At 62.6% G+C, this 14,488-nt stretch carries 18 protein-coding genes and 1 pseudogene; 3 read left to right on the forward strand and 16 right to left on the reverse strand.

Annotated elements, in window-relative coordinates:
• The first annotated feature begins 71 nt into the window (after positions 1-71).
• The gene (locus tag AOA59_RS30220; RefSeq protein ID WP_099489990.1) at positions 72-1,268 is read left to right on the forward strand and encodes an MFS transporter; all 1,197 of its coding nucleotides are present in this window, start codon (positions 72-74) and stop codon (positions 1,266-1,268) included.
• On the opposite strand, the gene AOA59_RS30225 is transcribed toward AOA59_RS30220, so the two are convergent.
• Together AOA59_RS30225 and AOA59_RS30230 are read right to left on the reverse strand one after the other, a co-directional pair.
• A complete protein-coding gene (locus tag AOA59_RS30225; protein WP_099489991.1) occupies positions 1,265-1,669 on the reverse strand; it encodes a type II toxin-antitoxin system HicB family antitoxin in 405 nt (134 codons plus the stop codon). The genes AOA59_RS30220 and AOA59_RS30225 overlap by 4 nt on opposite strands.
• Before the next feature lie 11 nt (positions 1,670-1,680).
• Positions 1,681-1,869 (reverse strand): type II toxin-antitoxin system HicA family toxin, encoded by a 189-nt coding sequence (locus tag AOA59_RS30230; RefSeq protein WP_065912457.1) that lies wholly within the window; start codon positions 1,867-1,869, stop codon positions 1,681-1,683.
• A gap of 228 nt (positions 1,870-2,097) precedes the next feature.
• Here AOA59_RS30230 and AOA59_RS33290 point away from each other — a divergent pair.
• Positions 2,098-2,298: pseudogene (locus tag AOA59_RS33290) on the forward strand (transcriptional regulator); the annotation flags it as partial.
• A gap of 117 nt (positions 2,299-2,415) precedes the next feature.
• On the opposite strand, the gene phnP reads toward AOA59_RS33290, so the two are convergent.
• The 13 genes from phnP to phnC form a co-directional block, all read right to left on the reverse strand.
• Positions 2,416-3,165, reverse strand: a complete 750-nt coding sequence (gene phnP / locus AOA59_RS30240) for a phosphonate metabolism protein PhnP (protein ID WP_099489992.1) — start codon at positions 3,163-3,165, stop codon at positions 2,416-2,418.
• On the reverse strand, positions 3,156-3,728 hold the full coding sequence (phnN, locus tag AOA59_RS30245; RefSeq protein ID WP_099489993.1) for a phosphonate metabolism protein/1,5-bisphosphokinase (PRPP-forming) PhnN: 573 nt from the start codon (positions 3,726-3,728) through the stop codon (positions 3,156-3,158). Before phnN ends, phnP begins: the two co-directional genes overlap by 10 nt.
• On the reverse strand, positions 3,728-4,873 hold the full coding sequence (locus AOA59_RS30250) for an alpha-D-ribose 1-methylphosphonate 5-triphosphate diphosphatase (RefSeq protein WP_099489994.1): 1,146 nt from the start codon (positions 4,871-4,873) through the stop codon (positions 3,728-3,730). Before AOA59_RS30250 ends, phnN begins: the two co-directional genes overlap by 1 nt.
• A complete protein-coding gene (phnL, locus tag AOA59_RS30255; protein WP_099489995.1) occupies positions 4,863-5,585 on the reverse strand; it encodes a phosphonate C-P lyase system protein PhnL in 723 nt (240 codons plus the stop codon). Before phnL ends, AOA59_RS30250 begins: the two co-directional genes overlap by 11 nt.
• Entirely contained in the window at positions 5,582-6,391 is an 810-nt protein-coding gene (gene phnK, locus AOA59_RS30260; RefSeq protein ID WP_178076321.1) for a phosphonate C-P lyase system protein PhnK, read from the reverse strand. Before phnK ends, phnL begins: the two co-directional genes overlap by 4 nt.
• Positions 6,352-7,218 carry an alpha-D-ribose 1-methylphosphonate 5-phosphate C-P-lyase PhnJ gene (locus tag AOA59_RS30265; protein ID WP_099489997.1) on the reverse strand — a complete coding sequence of 289 codons (867 nt, stop codon included), beginning with the start codon at positions 7,216-7,218 and terminating at the stop codon, positions 6,352-6,354. Before AOA59_RS30265 ends, phnK begins: the two co-directional genes overlap by 40 nt.
• Complete coding sequence (locus AOA59_RS30270; protein ID WP_099489998.1) at positions 7,211-8,287, reverse strand: carbon-phosphorus lyase complex subunit PhnI; 1,077 nt, start codon at positions 8,285-8,287, stop codon at positions 7,211-7,213. The genes AOA59_RS30265 and AOA59_RS30270 overlap by 8 nt, the downstream gene beginning before the upstream one ends.
• Positions 8,287-8,877, reverse strand: coding sequence for a phosphonate C-P lyase system protein PhnH (phnH, locus tag AOA59_RS30275; protein ID WP_099489999.1), 591 nt, complete (start codon positions 8,875-8,877; stop codon positions 8,287-8,289). The genes AOA59_RS30270 and phnH overlap by 1 nt, the downstream gene beginning before the upstream one ends.
• Positions 8,877-9,314 (reverse strand): phosphonate C-P lyase system protein PhnG, encoded by a 438-nt coding sequence (phnG, locus tag AOA59_RS30280; RefSeq protein ID WP_099490085.1) that lies wholly within the window; start codon positions 9,312-9,314, stop codon positions 8,877-8,879. Before phnG ends, phnH begins: the two co-directional genes overlap by 1 nt.
• A 3-nt stretch (positions 9,315-9,317) precedes the next feature.
• On the reverse strand, positions 9,318-10,022 hold the full coding sequence (phnF, locus tag AOA59_RS30285; protein WP_074854437.1) for a phosphonate metabolism transcriptional regulator PhnF: 705 nt from the start codon (positions 10,020-10,022) through the stop codon (positions 9,318-9,320).
• A 36-nt stretch (positions 10,023-10,058) separates the two neighbouring features.
• Complete coding sequence (gene phnE / locus AOA59_RS30290; protein WP_065912438.1) at positions 10,059-10,841, reverse strand: phosphonate ABC transporter, permease protein PhnE; 783 nt, start codon at positions 10,839-10,841, stop codon at positions 10,059-10,061.
• A 163-nt stretch (positions 10,842-11,004) separates the two neighbouring features.
• Positions 11,005-12,006, reverse strand: coding sequence for a phosphonate ABC transporter substrate-binding protein (gene phnD, locus AOA59_RS30295; RefSeq protein ID WP_065912436.1), 1,002 nt, complete (start codon positions 12,004-12,006; stop codon positions 11,005-11,007).
• A 32-nt stretch (positions 12,007-12,038) separates the two neighbouring features.
• Positions 12,039-12,872 carry a phosphonate ABC transporter ATP-binding protein gene (gene phnC / locus AOA59_RS30300; RefSeq protein WP_099490000.1) on the reverse strand — a complete coding sequence of 278 codons (834 nt, stop codon included), beginning with the start codon at positions 12,870-12,872 and terminating at the stop codon, positions 12,039-12,041.
• 777 nt (positions 12,873-13,649) lie between these two features.
• On the opposite strand from phnC, the gene AOA59_RS30310 reads away from it, so the two are divergent.
• The gene (locus tag AOA59_RS30310) at positions 13,650-13,925 is read left to right on the forward strand and encodes a DUF6124 family protein (RefSeq protein WP_099490001.1); all 276 of its coding nucleotides are present in this window, start codon (positions 13,650-13,652) and stop codon (positions 13,923-13,925) included.
• A 162-nt stretch (positions 13,926-14,087) separates the two neighbouring features.
• On the opposite strand, the gene AOA59_RS30315 is transcribed toward AOA59_RS30310, so the two are convergent.
• Positions 14,088-14,480: a hypothetical protein gene (locus tag AOA59_RS30315; protein WP_056857144.1), complete on the reverse strand. Its 393-nt coding sequence runs from the start codon at positions 14,478-14,480 to the stop codon at positions 14,088-14,090.
• Positions 14,481-14,488: the final 8 nt, after the last annotated feature.

Here is a 14,488-nt window from a genome sequence, read left to right on the forward strand (position 1 = left end):
CGCGCTCTACACCGGCGCAGGCGTTGTCTTTATTCTCGCCCGCTATCTTCCTTCGCTTGAATGAGAACACCATGACCGCTACCTCACACGCTTCAAGCACCATGACCCGAGGCATGGTGATGCTGTTTGCGTTCTGTTGCGGCGCTATTGTTGCCAACATCTACTACGCCCAGCCGATCATCGAGTTGATCGCGCCGGACATCGGCCTGACCCCGGCACTGGCGAGCCTGATTGTCTCACTCACGCAAATCGGCTATGCCCTGGGCCTGTTCTTTCTGGTGCCGCTGGGCGACCTGCTGGAAAACCGCAAGCTGATGATCATCACCAACCTGGTGGCCATCGCCAGCCTACTGGGTGCAGCGTTTGCCGAGCAGCCAAATGTGTTCCTGCTTGTGTCGTTGCTGATCGGCTTCAGTTCCGTCTCGGTGCAGATTCTTATCCCGCTGGCCGCGCATCTGGCGCCCGCCGAGTCCCGAGGCCGTGTAGTCGGCAGCATCATGGGCGGCCTGTTGCTGGGCATCCTGCTGGCGCGGCCGGTGTCCAGCCTGGTGGCTGACCACTTTGGCTGGCGTGCGATGTTCATGGCGGCGGCCGCGGTGATGGTGTTTATCAGTGCCGTGCTGATGCTGACTATCCCCAAGCGCCAACCCGACCACAGCGCCAGTTACGGCCAACTGCTGGGCTCGCTGGGCACCTTGCTGCGCAAGCAACCGCTACTGCGTCAGCGCGCCTTCTACCAAGGCTGCATGTTCGCCACTTTCAGCCTGTTCTGGACCGCTGCACCGTTGGAGCTGGCGCGTAACCATGGCCTGAGCCAAAGCGAAATTGCCCTGTTTGCCCTGGTCGGCGCCCTGGGCGCCATCGCCGCGCCTATCGCCGGGCGCCTGGCGGATGCCGGGCACACGCACCGCGCTTCACTGCTGGCCATGCTGTTTGCCGCGTTGAGTTTTCTGCCAGCCTTTGTGCACCCGTTGTACAGCGTAATCGGCCTGGCGGTGACGGGCGTGGTCCTGGACTTCTGCGTGCAGATGAACATGGTCCTCGGCCAACGCGCCATCTACGCCCTCGACGCCAACAGCCGCAGCCGCCTGAACGCGCTGTACATGACCAGCATCTTCATCGGCGGCGCCTTCGGCTCGGCGATTGCCAGCAGCGTGTATGAACACGGCGGCTGGCTGGGCGTGATGCTGGTGGGCAGTGCGTTCCCGCTGGTGGCGTTGTTGCGGTTCCTGGGTGTTTCGCGCCAGGCCGAGGTGGCTACCGCTTAAGAACGCACCAACTTCTCCAACGCCGCATCCGCCAGAAACGACGAGCGGCTTTTGACCTTGTGCTCGCGCACATAGCGGTCGATGCGCTGAATGACATAACCGGGCAAGGTCACATTGACCTTTTCGGTCTTGCCCAGATAGGGCGAGATATCCAACTCCAGCATCCCCCAGCCCATGCCTGCGTAATCTTCGTGGGCATGGTGGTTGGCCACTGACGTCGGCATCGGAATCACCCCGCCTTCGGCCGCGATCTCTTGCAGCAGGATGTGGGCGATTTCTACCGCTGCGTTATACGCCTCTTCAAAACTGTCCCCGGCGGTGACCGCGCCTGGAATATCGGGGATCTGAATACCGGTGGCGGTGAAGTCATCGCCCCATTCGATACACATTGGGTATTGCATGCATGCTCTCCTTAAAACTGAAACAGCCCGGCGCGCTTTCGGATACTGCGGACGGTGCCCTGGGGCAGGTCCTTTTTGGGATGAGGCACCGGGATCGTGTACGGGTTATAGCGGTGGGTAAAAATAGGATGACTGCCCGTGACCCGATCCAGCACCCAACCCGCCTCTTGCAGCTCCTTGATCAATAACCTGCTTTGCACCCCTGCCTCCTTGGCTTGGCCTGAATAAAAGCAACCCTAGAGTTATCTTTACTCAAGCACAGTTTTTGTTGGTCGGACTGGCGGGTGTTTTGCTGAATATTGAAAAGTAGAAGGGTTACTGGCTTAGCGCCGCAGCACTGAACCTGGGGATACGACCGTTAAGCGATGCACTGACGGCCCCCGGCGAAACCGCGATGATCGCGTTGGGGCTGGATCTGCCTGCGGTGCGTGCGCCGCCCGCATTTGGCCGGGGCGTTGGGCGCAGCGGTTTTGCAGTGCGCGATCCATCGCGGATGGGTCACCCAGGATCTGGACAGCCGCGCGCTGGGTGTCACGGCCAACGGGCGCAAGGCGTTTGCAGCGCGCTTTGGAGTCGAGTGGTTGAAGCAAGAGCCAGATCAAGTGCAAAGCAAAAGCCTATCTACCTGATGCAACACAGTCTAAATGTGGGAGCTGGCTTGCCTGCGATGCAGGCACCTCGGTACATCAGGTACACCCGGTTGATGCCATCGCAGGCAAGCCAGCTCCCACAGGGTTATGCGGTGTTCAAATAATCCGGCCATCCCAGGCCACCGTCACATGCCGTGGCAACTCGCGTCGGTGCTCCAGCAGCCACGCATCCAAGGTGTGCCCCACATGGGTCAAAACGCCCAACTGCGCACCCGTCTCCTCAATGCTCTGCAACGCCAACGTCAGGTCATTGTGGTTACGCGGCGCTTGCGGCTGCGGCGGCATGGAGCAGTCGAGTACCAACACGTCCAACGGCTCCCGTTGCAACCAGGCCAGCGTGGCCGGCGGCAAGCCCACAGTGTCGGTGAGGTAGGCGATGCGCCGCCCCTCGCCTTCCAGCAGATAACCCAAGGTCAGTTTTGAGTGTTGCAACGGCAATGCAGTGACGCTCAGCTCACCCAACTGCCGTGTTTCAAACTCGGCAAACGGCTGGCTGAAATCAAGAATGCCGGGGTGTTTGTAGAGGTCGGACAAACCCTCCGGGTCGGCGGGGCCGTGTACCGGAATGATCAAGCCCTGACCCCAGCGCAGGTGCAACAAACCCTGCGCATGATCGGCGTGATAGTGCGTCTGCAAAATCCCGTTGAAGCTGCGTGGCGGAAAGCGTTCGCAGAGGTCGGGCAAGCCGCTGTCGATCAACCAGCGCTGCTCGCCGCACTCGATCAACGCGCTGCACGGGCGGCGGCGCAGGCTGGCATCGCTGCGCGCCAATCCGCACGCTGCGCACTCGCAGCCATACACCGGGACTTGCCGCGCATCACCGGTACCCAGCAAGGTCAGGCGCATGCTGTATGCCCGTGATCGAGACAGCACAGCAAACGCTCGACGGTGTTTTCCAGCGGGCCGGAATTGTCGAGCACAAACAACCCGGCGCCATTACCCGCAATCAAATCGGCGGTGAACCGCGCATTGCGCGCCAGGCGTTCCTCGATATCGGCCTGGGACTCGCGCCCGCGTGCCATCAGGCGCTGGCGCAAAACGGCCTGATCCACCGTCAACAGCAGCACCAGCAAGCTCGGATAGCGCTCACGGGTTTGCGCCAAGTGCGCACGCGAGCCATTGACCAGCACGTCATCCCCCGCCGCCAGCCATTCGTCGATGGCCTTGGGAATGCCATACGACAACCCATTAGCCTGCCAACTGAGGGCAAACGCGCCCTCGGCCTGCATCGCGGCGAACTGCTCCGGGCTCACCCCTTGCGCGGCCTCGCCCACCGCTTCCGGCGAGCGGGTGATCACGCGGCGCACAATGCGGCAGCCGCGCTCGGCCAAGCGCGGGCGTGCGGCATCCAGCAGGCTGTCCTTGCCCGAACCGGATGGCCCGATGAGATAGATCAACCTGCCTGCCATCAAAACACCCTCTTCGCCTGTCGCCAGACTTGTTGCACTACAGGAAGCCCCTCGCAGCGGCGGGCCTGTACCAAATCCGCTCGCAGGCCAATGGCAATTTCACCGCGATCATTGAGGCCCGCCGCTTGCGCAGGCGCCAGGCTGATCATCTTGACGGCCCGCGACAGGTCGCCGCCATCTTGTTGATCGGCCAGCACAAAGGCCGCCTGCAACAGGCTGGCCGGGTAGTAGTCACTGGAAAGTATATCCAGCAATCCTTCGGCAGCCAGACCGGCGGCGGCCACATTACCCGAGTGCGACCCGCCGCGCACCACGTTCGGCGCGCCCATCAGCACTTTCATGTTCAGCGCCTGGCAGCCCTTGGCCGCCTCAAGCGTGGTGGGGAATTCAGCAATGGTCATGCCATAGCCCGCCGACTCCTCCACATGCGCCAGCGTCGCGTCGTCATGGCTGGCCACCGACAGGCCGCGTTCCAGGCAATGCGCAACAATGGCGGCGCGATAGCGGTCGCTGTATTCCTTGGAGTTAGCCATTTGCAACACGATAAACGCGTCCATGGTTTCGTCGTTGAGGTGGTACTTGCCCATGTAGTACTCACGGTACTTGGATTCGAGCACAAACTGACGCTGGCCCGGCGAATGGTCCATCACCGACACCAGGCGTACCAGCGGGTTTTCCACCAAGTCGCGGAACACACTGAGGGTGTCCGGGTGGCACAGCTCGCAACGCAGGTGCAGGTGGTGTTCGGCGCGGGTCAGGCCGGCGTCTTCAGCCTGGGCGATCGCGTCGAGCATCGCCGGCAGTTTTTGCATGCGGTTGCCCTTGGGGTTCACATCACCAATGGACACCGCGTCGAACACCGTAGTGATCCCCGCCGCGATGATTTGCGCATCATGGCTGAGCACCGCCGAGATCGACGGCCAGTCCACGCCGGGGCGCGGGGTCATGTGTTTTTCCAGGTTGTCGGTGTGCAGCTCTACCAGGCCCGGCAGCAGGCAATCGCCGCCCAGATCCTGGGCCTGGGGCAACTGGCTGCGGCCTTCGGCGATGTCGACAATCTTGCCATCGCGCAGCACCACCGTGCCCAGGAACATGCGCTCAGCCGTGACGACCTGGGCATGGGTGAGGATCTGTTCAGCGGGCATGGGCGTATTCCTCTTGGGCGACGGGCGATGGGGTCATGTCGAAATGGCGGTCGGCGACCGCTTCACGGGCGGCGCGGTCGTGGAAGATGCCGATCAGCGCAGCGCCGGCGGCCTTGGCTTCGTTCATCAGTTCCAGCACCACCTGGCGGTTGTTGTCGTCCAGGGACGCAGTAGGTTCGTCCAGCAACATCACCGGCCAGGCGACCATGAAGCCCCGGGCGATGTTGACGCGCTGTTGTTCGCCACCGGAGAAGGTGCCGGGCGCCAATTGCCACAAGCGCTGCGGGATGTTCAGGCGCGTGAGCAGCTGTTCGGCGCGGGCCTGTGCATCGGCCTTCGGCCAACCACGGGCCAGGGCCGGCTCCATCACCACGTCCAGGCAGGCCACGCGGGGGATAACACGCAGAAACTGGCTGACGTAACCGAGGGTCTGCTGACGCACCTGAAGAATGTCACGCGGCTCGGCGCCGACCAGCTCCAGCCACTCACCGGCATGCTGCACACGAATACTGCCGCCCGCCGGCAGGTAGTTGCCGTACAGGGTGCGCAGCAAGGTGCTTTTACCCGCGCCGGACTGGCCATGCAGTACCAGGCATTCACCGCCCTGCACACTGAACGCCACACCGCGCAGCACGTTGAGCACCACGCCGTGTTGCTGATGCAGGGTGAAGGTTTTCGAGAGGTCACGGACCTCGATCAAGGCATTTGTCATGGCTGCAATACCGAAGACACCAGCAGTTGAGAGTAAGGGTGCTGTGGATCGTCGAGGATCTGGTCGGTGAGCCCGGTTTCCACCACGCGGGAGCGGCGCATCACCATCAGGCGGTCGGCCAGCAAGCGTGCGACAGCCAAGTCGTGGGTGACGATCACCACCGCCAGATCCAGCTCACGTACCAGACCGCGCAACAGGTCGAGCAAGCGTGCTTGCACCGACACATCCAGGCCGCCGGTAGGTTCATCCATGAACACCAGACGCGGGCTGGAGACGAGGTTGCGGGCAATTTGCAGACGCTGCTGCATGCCGCCCGAGAAGGTGCGCGGCAAGTCGTCGATGCGCTGCGGGTCGATTTCCACCTGACCGAGCCAATCCAGACCGGCGCCGCGCAGCTGCGCATAGTTGCGCACGCCTTGGGCCATCAGGCGCTCGCCGATGTTGGCGCCGGCCGACACGCCCATGCGCAGGCCGTCCCGTGGGTTCTGCTCGACAAAGCCCCACTCGGTGCGCAGCAAGGTGCGGCGCTCGGCTTCACTGGCGCTGTACAAATCCAGCCATTCGCCGTCCTTGCTGCGGTAGCCGATGCTGCCCGCTTGCGGCGGCAAACGCCCGCTCAACAGCGAGAGCAAGGTGGACTTACCCGAGCCGGACTCGCCGACAATCCCCAACACTTCACCCGGGTAAAGATCAAAGCTGACGCCCTGGCAGCCCTTCTCCGGGCCGTAAAGCAACGACAGGTCACGTACTTGCAGCAAAGGCTGGCTCACTGGTTGTTCTCCTTGACCCGTTGGGCGCAATACCAGGTGTCGGAACACACAAAACTCTGGGTTCCCGCGTCGTCGAGAATCAGCTCATCAAGGAAGGAATCGTGGCTGCCGCAGATGGCGCAGTTGTGTTCCCACTTCTGCACTTCGAACGGATGGTCTTCGAAGTCCAGGCTGGTGACCTGGGTGTACGGCGGCACCGCGTACAGGCGCTTTTCGCGACCGGCGCCGAACAGCATCAACGCCGGGCTCATGTCGAGTTTGGGGTTGTCGAATTTGGGGATCGGCGACGGGTCCATCACGTAGCGCTCATCGACCATCACCGGGTAGGCGTAGCTGGTGGCGATATGGCCGAAGGTGGCGATGTCTTCGTAGAGTTTGACGTGCATCACCCCGTAATCATTCAGGGCGTGCATGGTGCGGGTCTCGGTTTCCGAGGGTTCGATAAAGCGCAGCGGCTCGGGAATCGGTACCTGGTAAACCATGATCTGACCGGCCTGCAGCGCCGTTTCCGGGATGCGGTGGCGGGTCTGGATCACGCTGGCGTCGGGCGTGGCTTCGGTGGTGGCAACCCCCGCCGTACGGGCGAAAAAGCGCCGGATCGACACGGCATTGGTGGTGTCGTCGGCGCCCTGGTCGATCACCTTGAGCACGTCATCATCACCGAGGATCGCGGCGGTCAATTGCATGCCGCCGGTGCCCCAGCCGTAAGGCAATGGCATTTCGCGGCCGCCAAACGGCACTTGGTAACCGGGAATCGCCACGGCCTTGAGCAAGGCGCGGCGGATCATGCGTTTGGTCTGTTCGTCGAGGTAGGCGAAGTTGTACGCCGAATCGCGCACAGCCGGTTGGGTCAAGTCAGTCATGGCGGTTGCCCTCGGCCGGTTGGCGCAGTTTGCGGATCAGTTCCAGCTCGGACTGGAAGTCCACGTAGTGAGGCAATTTGAGGTGCGAAACAAACCCCGCCGCCTCGACGTTGTCGCAGTGGGCCAGCACAAACTCTTCGCGCTGGGCCGGTGAAACGACTTCTTCGTTGTACTCCCCGGCGCGCAGCGAGCGGTCGACCAGCGCCATGCCCATGGCCTTGCGCTCGGCATGCCCGAACGCCAGGCCGTAACCACGGGTGAACTGCGCAAGCTCGGTGGCCGAGCCGACGAATTGGTTGACCATCTCGCACTCAGTCACTTCGATGCTGCCCAGGCAGATGGGAAAACCCAGCTCTTCGGGGTCGATCCACACCTCCACATCACCAATGCGAATCTCGCCGGCAAACGGGTGGTTGCGGCCGTAACCGCGTTGGGTCGAGTAGCCCAGCGCCAGCAGGAAACCTTCGTCGCCACGGGCCAGGGCTTGCAGGCGCTCGGCGCGGCTGGCCGGGTATTCCAACGGGTCGCGGGTGATGTCGGCGACGCTGGCGTTGTCGTCGGCTTCGTGCTTGATCAGGCCTTCTTTGGCAAGCAAACCGAGCACCCGTGGGCAGGCGTCAATCTGTGCATCCGTCGTGGTCTGCGGGCCTGGGTATTGACCTTCGGCCAGCAGCGAAAAATCCAGCAGGCGGTGGGTGTAGTCGAAGGTCGGGCCGAGCAGTTGGCCGCCGGGCACGTCCTTGAACGTGGCCGACAAACGTCGGCTCAAGCACATCTGCGACGTATCAATCGGCAAGCTCGGGCTGAAGCGCGGCAGCGTGGTGCGATAGGCGCGCAGCAGGAAGATCGCCTCGACCAAATCCCCTGCTGACTGCTTGATCGCCAGCGCAGCCAGCTCTTCGTCGAACAACGAGCCTTCGGTCATCACCCGCGCCACCGCCAGCGGCAATTGCTCGCGGATCTGCCTCACGCTCAACTCAGGAATGGCCGTATCGCCCCGACGTTTTTTTGCCAGCAGGCGGTGGGCATTGTCGATGGCCTGTTCGCCACCTTTGACGGCTACGTACATCAGGCGTGCTCCTGTGCAATACGGCTGCTGCGCGGCAGGCCGATCAGGTGGTGGCCGGCGGTGAACACCAGGTCCAGGCCACGCGGGAAAGCTTCACGGCGTTGGCGCTCTTGCCAGAAGGCTTGCGGCACCGGCAGGTTGACCAGGCGCTGGGTTTTGATCCCTGGGCCGCTCCAGTGCAGGCCGCGACCGGACTCCAGGTCGGTAAGCTGAACCAGCAAGGTGCAGGACTGATCCGGGTAACGGTCGTTGCCGTGGTCGAAGCCGCCGAGGTCAAGCAGGTCTTGCTCACCGAGCAGCGCGAACACCGCGTCTTCGCGTTTATCGGTGAGCGGGCAACCACAGTGGAAGGCCAGGTTGGCGCGGATCAGCGGCGTGTCGAAGCTCGGCGCCAGCCACAGTGGCGTGTCCATATCCAGCAGGGCCAGGCACAGCGCGTAAGTAGCCGGCGCCAGGCCGTCGAGGCGTGGCGCGGACGGCAGATGCTGGATCAAACCGGGTTCGGCCAGCGCCTTGAGGGCCGCACGAAAACCGCGTTGGGCATCCAGCACCGGCTCGACAAACGCCGGTTGCAACAGGTGAGCGTTCATCAGTTTTCTCCTCGCACCAGGGTGAAGAACTCGACCTTGGTGGCAGCGGTGTCAGCTTCTTTTTCGGCGCGGCGTTTGGCTTGGGCAGTGGCCAGGGAGGTGATCAAGTCGCTGAGCCACAGGCTCGGTTGCGTGCCTTGCAGATGGGCGTCCGCCAACGCGGCCAACTCGGCATGCAGCTTGTCGCGCCCGGCCAGGTAGCTGTAGCCGGTGCGGCCGTCGGCCAGGCGCACCACGCAGCGGGTCACGCTCATTTCGCCGACGTTGAAGGCCGCGCCGTCACCGCCCATGCGCCCGCGCACCAGAGTCATGCCGATTTCCGGGGCGCGGATCAGTTGGTACTCGGCGTCTTTCAACGCGGCCTCAAAGGGTTGCAGTTCATTGAGCTGGGCGCGGGCTAATACGCCGATCCAATGTTGTCGCGGGGACACACTCATCATTCAAGTCACCACTTGGTACTGAAAGCGATCCGAACGGCTGGTGGACTGCGCCAGCTCCACCGGGCGGCCGTCGCGATCGCAGGAAAGGGTAAACACCGTGAGGGCCGGCAAGTGCCGAGGCATCATCAGCAGCGCGGCTTCATCACGGTTGGGCAACCGCGCCCCGATCAGGCTTTGGGTGCGGGTCAGCGGCAGCGCTCGTTCACGCAGGTACTGGCGCAGGGAGCCGCCGGTGTAATCGGCCAGCAACGGCGCACGGCTGGCGCAGTAGCGATGGCGGATCAGGCTGACGGGCTGGTGGTCGAGCTTGCGCAGGGTTTGCAGCTCGATCATCGGCGCCATCTCGGCGATGCCCAAATGCTCGGCTTCGTCGCGGCTGGCGTAGCAGTAGCGGCGCTTGAGCAACACCGCCTCAACGCCCACGCCCTGGGCCGACAGCGATTGGCTGTAGGAGGTCTCGGCGCCCATCGAGTAAATCAGCGGGCGGTCGAGCACCTGGGTGCCCTTGCCCTGACGGCGCAGCAAGCTGCCTTCAAACACCAACTCGTCGATGGCGCGGCGCAAGGTGTGGCGGTTGACGCCAAAGCGCTCGGCCATGTGCACCTCGCCGGGCAGGAAGTCACCGGCCTGGTAGCTGCTCAATTCACGGCGCAGGATGTCCGCGAGTTCGCGGTACACCGGCTCATCTTGTCTAGACAACTGCATGCTTAAAAAAAGCGCCGCGCGGGCACCCCTCAGGTGTCAGATGAACTGCTTGCGCAGGCGTTGGGACAGCACGTCGATACCGCTCACCACCACGATGATCACCAGCAGCACCGCGCAGGTTTGTACAAACTGGAAGGCGCGAATGTTTTCCCAGAGGATCACGCCGATCCCGCCGGCGCCGACCATGCCCACCACCGTGGCTGAGCGCACATTGGCTTCGAAGCGGTACAGCGCGTAGCTCACCCACAGCGGCATCACTTGCGGGATCACGCCGTAGATCACTTCCTGCAAGGCACTTGCGCCGGTGGCTCGCACGCCTTCTACCGGGCCTGGGTCGATGGCTTCGACGGCTTCGGCAAACAGCTTGGCGAGCACGCCGGTGGTGCTGATCCACAAGGCCAAAACACCGGCGAAAGGACCGAGGCCGACGGCGACCACAAACAACATGGCAAACACCATTTCATTGATCGAGCGGAAGGCATCCATCACCCGGCGCAGCGGTTGGTGGACCCACCACGGGGTGATGTTGTCGGCGCACAAGATGCCCAACGGCACCGAGCAGACGATGGCCAGCACCGTGCCCCACAGGGCAATTTGTACGGTGACGATCATCTCCTTGAGGTAGGCGCGCCATTCATGGAAGTCGGGCGGGAAGAAGTCGGCGGCGAAGGTCGCCATGTTTCCGGAATCGCGGTACAGCGCCAGCGGGTTCATCTCGGCGCCGTGCCAGGCCCAAGCCAGCAGGACCAGGAACAGGCCCCAGCCGAGGTATTGCGGCCAGGTTCTTTTACCCACTGCTTCGGCATGCAAGGTAGTCATGGGTCACTCTCGGTAAAGGTTGGAACTGGGCTTAATGTGGGAGCAGGCTTGTGTGGGAGCGGGCTTGCTCGCGAATGCGGTGTATCAGTCGCTGGATGTGTTGAATGACACACCGCTTTCGCGAGCAAGCCCGCTCCCACATTGACCCGGTTCCTACAGGGGGTTAGCCGTTTGCCGCAGTTTTCTTGTCCAGCTCGGAGATGCGCTGTTGCAGCTTGGCCAGGTCAGCGTCGATGTCGGCGAGCTTCTTGGCCTTGTCGGCCGCTTCCAGCTTGTCGTCTGCACTGATGGTGGTGCGCTGCTTGAACAGCTCCAGCTGGCGGATCGGCAGCAGTTGGTCGTCGTTGGAGGCGAGGAACTTGCCCAGTTGCATGTTCTTGAGCACCGCCTTCTCTTCATCGGTGTCGCCGTAGTGGGCAAAGAAGTCGCGGATCTTGGTTTTCTCGCTGTCCGTCAGTGCCTTGCTCCACACCATCGGGTCGGCTGGGATCAGCGGCGATTTCCAGATCACCTTGAGCATCGCGGCTTTGTCCGGCTGGGTGACTTCCAGGCGGTCCCAGCTTTCGGTGTTGAAGGTGGCCACGTCCAACTGCCCCTTGGCCACGCTGAGTGCGTTGACCTCATGGCTGGAGTTGAGCGTGCGTTTGAACGCGGTGGCGGCATCCACATGGTTCTTGGCGAACACGTAGTAGCCCGGCACCAGGTAGCCCGAGGTGGAGTTCGGGTCACCGTTGCCGAAGGTCAGGTTCTTGGCGTTCTTGAGCATGTCGTCAACGTTGTTGATCGGGCTGTCCTTGCGCACGATCAGCACGCTCCAGTAACCGGCGGCGCCGTTGGCGGCGGCGGTCTGGGCGAAGATCTCGCCGTTGGAACGGTCCACCGCTTCCATCGCGGCCTTGTTGCCCAGCCAGGCCACGTCGACCTTGTTAAAGCGCATGCCCTGGATCAACCCGGCGTAGTCGGAGGCGAAGGTGGCGTTGATGGTCAGGCCGGTCTTCTTGTGCATGTCATCCAGAAACGGCTGCCAGATGCTCTTGAGGTTCTGCGAAGACTCGGTGGACATGATGCCGAAGTTGATGGTTTTGTCGGCGGCCTGGGCAGTGCCCATGGCGGCGCCGGCCAGCAACACTGCAGACAGAAACACGTGGCCGATACGGTTCAACATGGACGGGATTCCTGTGGGTAGTGAGTAGGGTTTCAAGCGCGCGCCATGGCCAGCCGAGGCGTGGCGACGGCAGTGCGGGTCTGGTCGGAAAACATCAGGCTGGTGTCGACGTCGGCACCGTACAAATCGTTGAGGAACTGGCTGCTCATGGCGCTGCCCTGCCCGTCGAAATGAATGCGCCCGCCTTTAAGGGCCACGGCACGCGGGCAATAACGCATGGCGTAGTCGACTTGATGCAGGGTCACCACCACGGTCTTGCCATCGCGGCGGTTGATGTCGGCGAGGATCTCCATGACTTTGCGCGCCGACTCCGGGTCCAGCGAGGCAATAGGCTCATCGGCGAGGATGACTTCGGCGCGCTGGGTCAATGCGCGGGCAATCGCCACACGCTGCTGCTGGCCGCCGGACAAGGTCGAAGCACGCTGCCCGGCGAGGTCGGCCAAGCCCACGCGGGCCAGGGACTCGAGGGCAAAGGCCTTTTCTTCGGCATTGAACAAACCGAGGTTGCCGCGCCAGCGCGGCATGCGGCCCAGGCAGCCGAGCAGTACGTTGTCGATCACGCTCAGGCGGTTGACCAGGTTGAACTGCTGGAAGATGTAGCCGATGTCTGCGCGCAACCGCCGCACCTTGCCATTCAAGCGTCCACTGGCCTGCACCTCCCGGCCCAGCACCTTGACGCTGCCGCCGTGGCTCTTGTCGCAACAGGCCAGGCCCGCCAAATGGCGCAACAAGGTGGACTTGCCGGAACCGGAAGCGCCAATCAGCGCGACCATCTCACCGGATGCAATGGTGAGTTCGAGGTCGACCAATGCGGATTTCTTCGCAAAGGTCTTGTTCAAGTGATCGACATGGATAGCGTGAGTCATGGGCTTCTCTGTCTGGTTTGAACAGCCACACAGGGCTGCGGTTGAGTTCAAACGACAGTAGGCGCGGGAGGTGTCAGTGCTATTACCTGCACATGACTGGCGGGGGGCGGATTGATGAAGGTTTTGTGAAAGGTTGGATGCGACCCTGAGAGGTCTTGTTGTGGCGAGCAGGCTTGCCCTGCGTTGGGCTGCGCAGCAGCCCCAATAAGACCACCGCGCTTATTCAGGCAGAACGCGTCCTCAGGTTTCAGGGCCGCTTCGCAGCCCAACGCAGGGCAAGCCTGCTCGCCACGGGGGATTGGCTTGCCTTAAGGTATTCAGTGTTGACCGATCGTTCCCACGCTCTGCGTGGGAATGCCGCCTGGGACGCTCTGCGTCCCGAAGCAGGCGAAGGTTTGCGCAACGGTGACGCAGAGCGTCACGGGATGTATTCCCACGCAGAGCGTGGGAACGATCGGTAGCCTGGGTATGGCTCTCTCTTCTTAGCAGCCCTCTTGTTAGGACATGCCCTACACAGATTTCGGGTTGCGTCCGAGCAACCTCGCCGCTAACCTTCGCGGGTCGCTGCAAAATCAGCGAACGGGTGTGGTAGCCCGCTTCTTTCATAGATCCCCAAAACGCTTACGGGCGTTTTTTTGTGCGGGCTGCTTTGTGGCGGCTGTGCACGGGAGGCTTCGGCCTGCCGGGTTTCTATGACCGGTCTACCACCCCGTGTACAGTCGCCTCCTTACATCGTGTGGTAGCGAGATGGAGGTGCTCATTCATAGGAGCTTCACCATGAAAAAAGTCACGCCCAATCCCCCGCCATCCGCCTCGGATGACACCCCACAAACCCCACCCAACCTCATCTTCACCGTCCGCCCCGGCCTCAGCACCGAAGTTGCCTTGAGCAATGCCAGCGAGATGCTGGAATCGGCGACGGTGTGTGCCTACGACTGTGCCGAGCATTTGGACGGCTCAAGCCGCAAGCAGGTGCTGGCGGTGGTGCAGATGGTTGAGATTGCGCAGTTGTTGGTGGATCAAGCGCTGAATCGGGAGTGCCCCGTGGCCTGATGGCTGAGGCGATCCAGGGTGGGAGCTGGCTTGCCTGCGATAGCGGTGTGTCAGCTACCCATCTGCTAACTGACCCACCGCTATCGCAGGCAAGCCAGCTCCCACAGAGATTGCGTTTCAAGCCGGGTAAGAAAAAGGCGACCTTTCAAAGGTCGCCTTTTGTTATTGCGCGTACTGCTTGCTCAACCCCGGCGGCACGCCGTGCACATCGGTGTCTTCCCACGGCCCGTTCGGGCTGATGGAGCGGCTCCAGCCGTTGCTCCAGCGGTAGTAGGTGCGCTGGCGGTAGAAGGTGTCGGGCTGTTCGTCGAGCACATACACCTGCATCTTGCCGTCCCAGTGGCTGGCGGCGCCTGGTGGTGGGGCGAAGGTCGGCGATTTGCTTGGCACAGGTTTCGGCGGCGGTGTTACCGGGCCGGACGGTTTGGTGCCCGGCTGGGTCGCCGGGCCTGACGGCGGGATGGTCGGGCCGGTGGGCGCGGGAGGCCGGTGGACCGCACAAGCGCTCAAGCCGAGTACCAGGCTGAGCAGGGTGATGCGTGCAAATGCGGTCATAGGCGTTT

The organism is Pseudomonas sp. 2822-15 (assembly GCF_002742515.1).
GTDB lineage: Bacteria > Pseudomonadota > Gammaproteobacteria > Pseudomonadales > Pseudomonadaceae > Aquipseudomonas > Aquipseudomonas salomonii.

Bases quoted from the DNA above. Each gene is read 5' to 3' on its own strand.
- AOA59_RS30220 (WP_099489990.1), top strand. From the start codon at position 72: ATGACCGCTACCTCACACGCTTCAAGCACCATGACCCGAGGCATGGTG.
- AOA59_RS30225 (WP_099489991.1), bottom strand. From the start codon at position 1,669: ATGCAATACCCAATGTGTATCGAATGGGGCGATGACTTCACCGCCACC.
- phnP (WP_099489992.1), bottom strand. From the start codon at position 3,165: ATGCGCCTGACCTTGCTGGGTACCGGTGATGCGCGGCAAGTCCCGGTG.
- phnN (WP_099489993.1), bottom strand. From the start codon at position 3,728: ATGGCAGGCAGGTTGATCTATCTCATCGGGCCATCCGGTTCGGGCAAG.
- AOA59_RS30250 (WP_099489994.1), bottom strand. From the start codon at position 4,873: ATGCCCGCTGAACAGATCCTCACCCATGCCCAGGTCGTCACGGCTGAG.
- phnL (WP_099489995.1), bottom strand. From the start codon at position 5,585: ATGACAAATGCCTTGATCGAGGTCCGTGACCTCTCGAAAACCTTCACC.
- AOA59_RS30265 (WP_099489997.1), bottom strand. From the start codon at position 7,218: ATGACTGACTTGACCCAACCGGCTGTGCGCGATTCGGCGTACAACTTC.
- AOA59_RS30270 (WP_099489998.1), bottom strand. From the start codon at position 8,287: ATGTACGTAGCCGTCAAAGGTGGCGAACAGGCCATCGACAATGCCCAC.
- phnH (WP_099489999.1), bottom strand. From the start codon at position 8,877: ATGAACGCTCACCTGTTGCAACCGGCGTTTGTCGAGCCGGTGCTGGAT.
- phnG (WP_099490085.1), bottom strand. From the start codon at position 9,314: ATGAGTGTGTCCCCGCGACAACATTGGATCGGCGTATTAGCCCGCGCC.
- phnF (WP_074854437.1), bottom strand. From the start codon at position 10,022: ATGCAGTTGTCTAGACAAGATGAGCCGGTGTACCGCGAACTCGCGGAC.
- phnE (WP_065912438.1), bottom strand. From the start codon at position 10,841: ATGACTACCTTGCATGCCGAAGCAGTGGGTAAAAGAACCTGGCCGCAA.
- phnD (WP_065912436.1), bottom strand. From the start codon at position 12,006: ATGTTGAACCGTATCGGCCACGTGTTTCTGTCTGCAGTGTTGCTGGCC.
- phnC (WP_099490000.1), bottom strand. From the start codon at position 12,872: ATGACTCACGCTATCCATGTCGATCACTTGAACAAGACCTTTGCGAAG.
- AOA59_RS30310 (WP_099490001.1), top strand. From the start codon at position 13,650: ATGAAAAAAGTCACGCCCAATCCCCCGCCATCCGCCTCGGATGACACC.
- AOA59_RS30315 (WP_056857144.1), bottom strand. From the start codon at position 14,480: ATGACCGCATTTGCACGCATCACCCTGCTCAGCCTGGTACTCGGCTTG.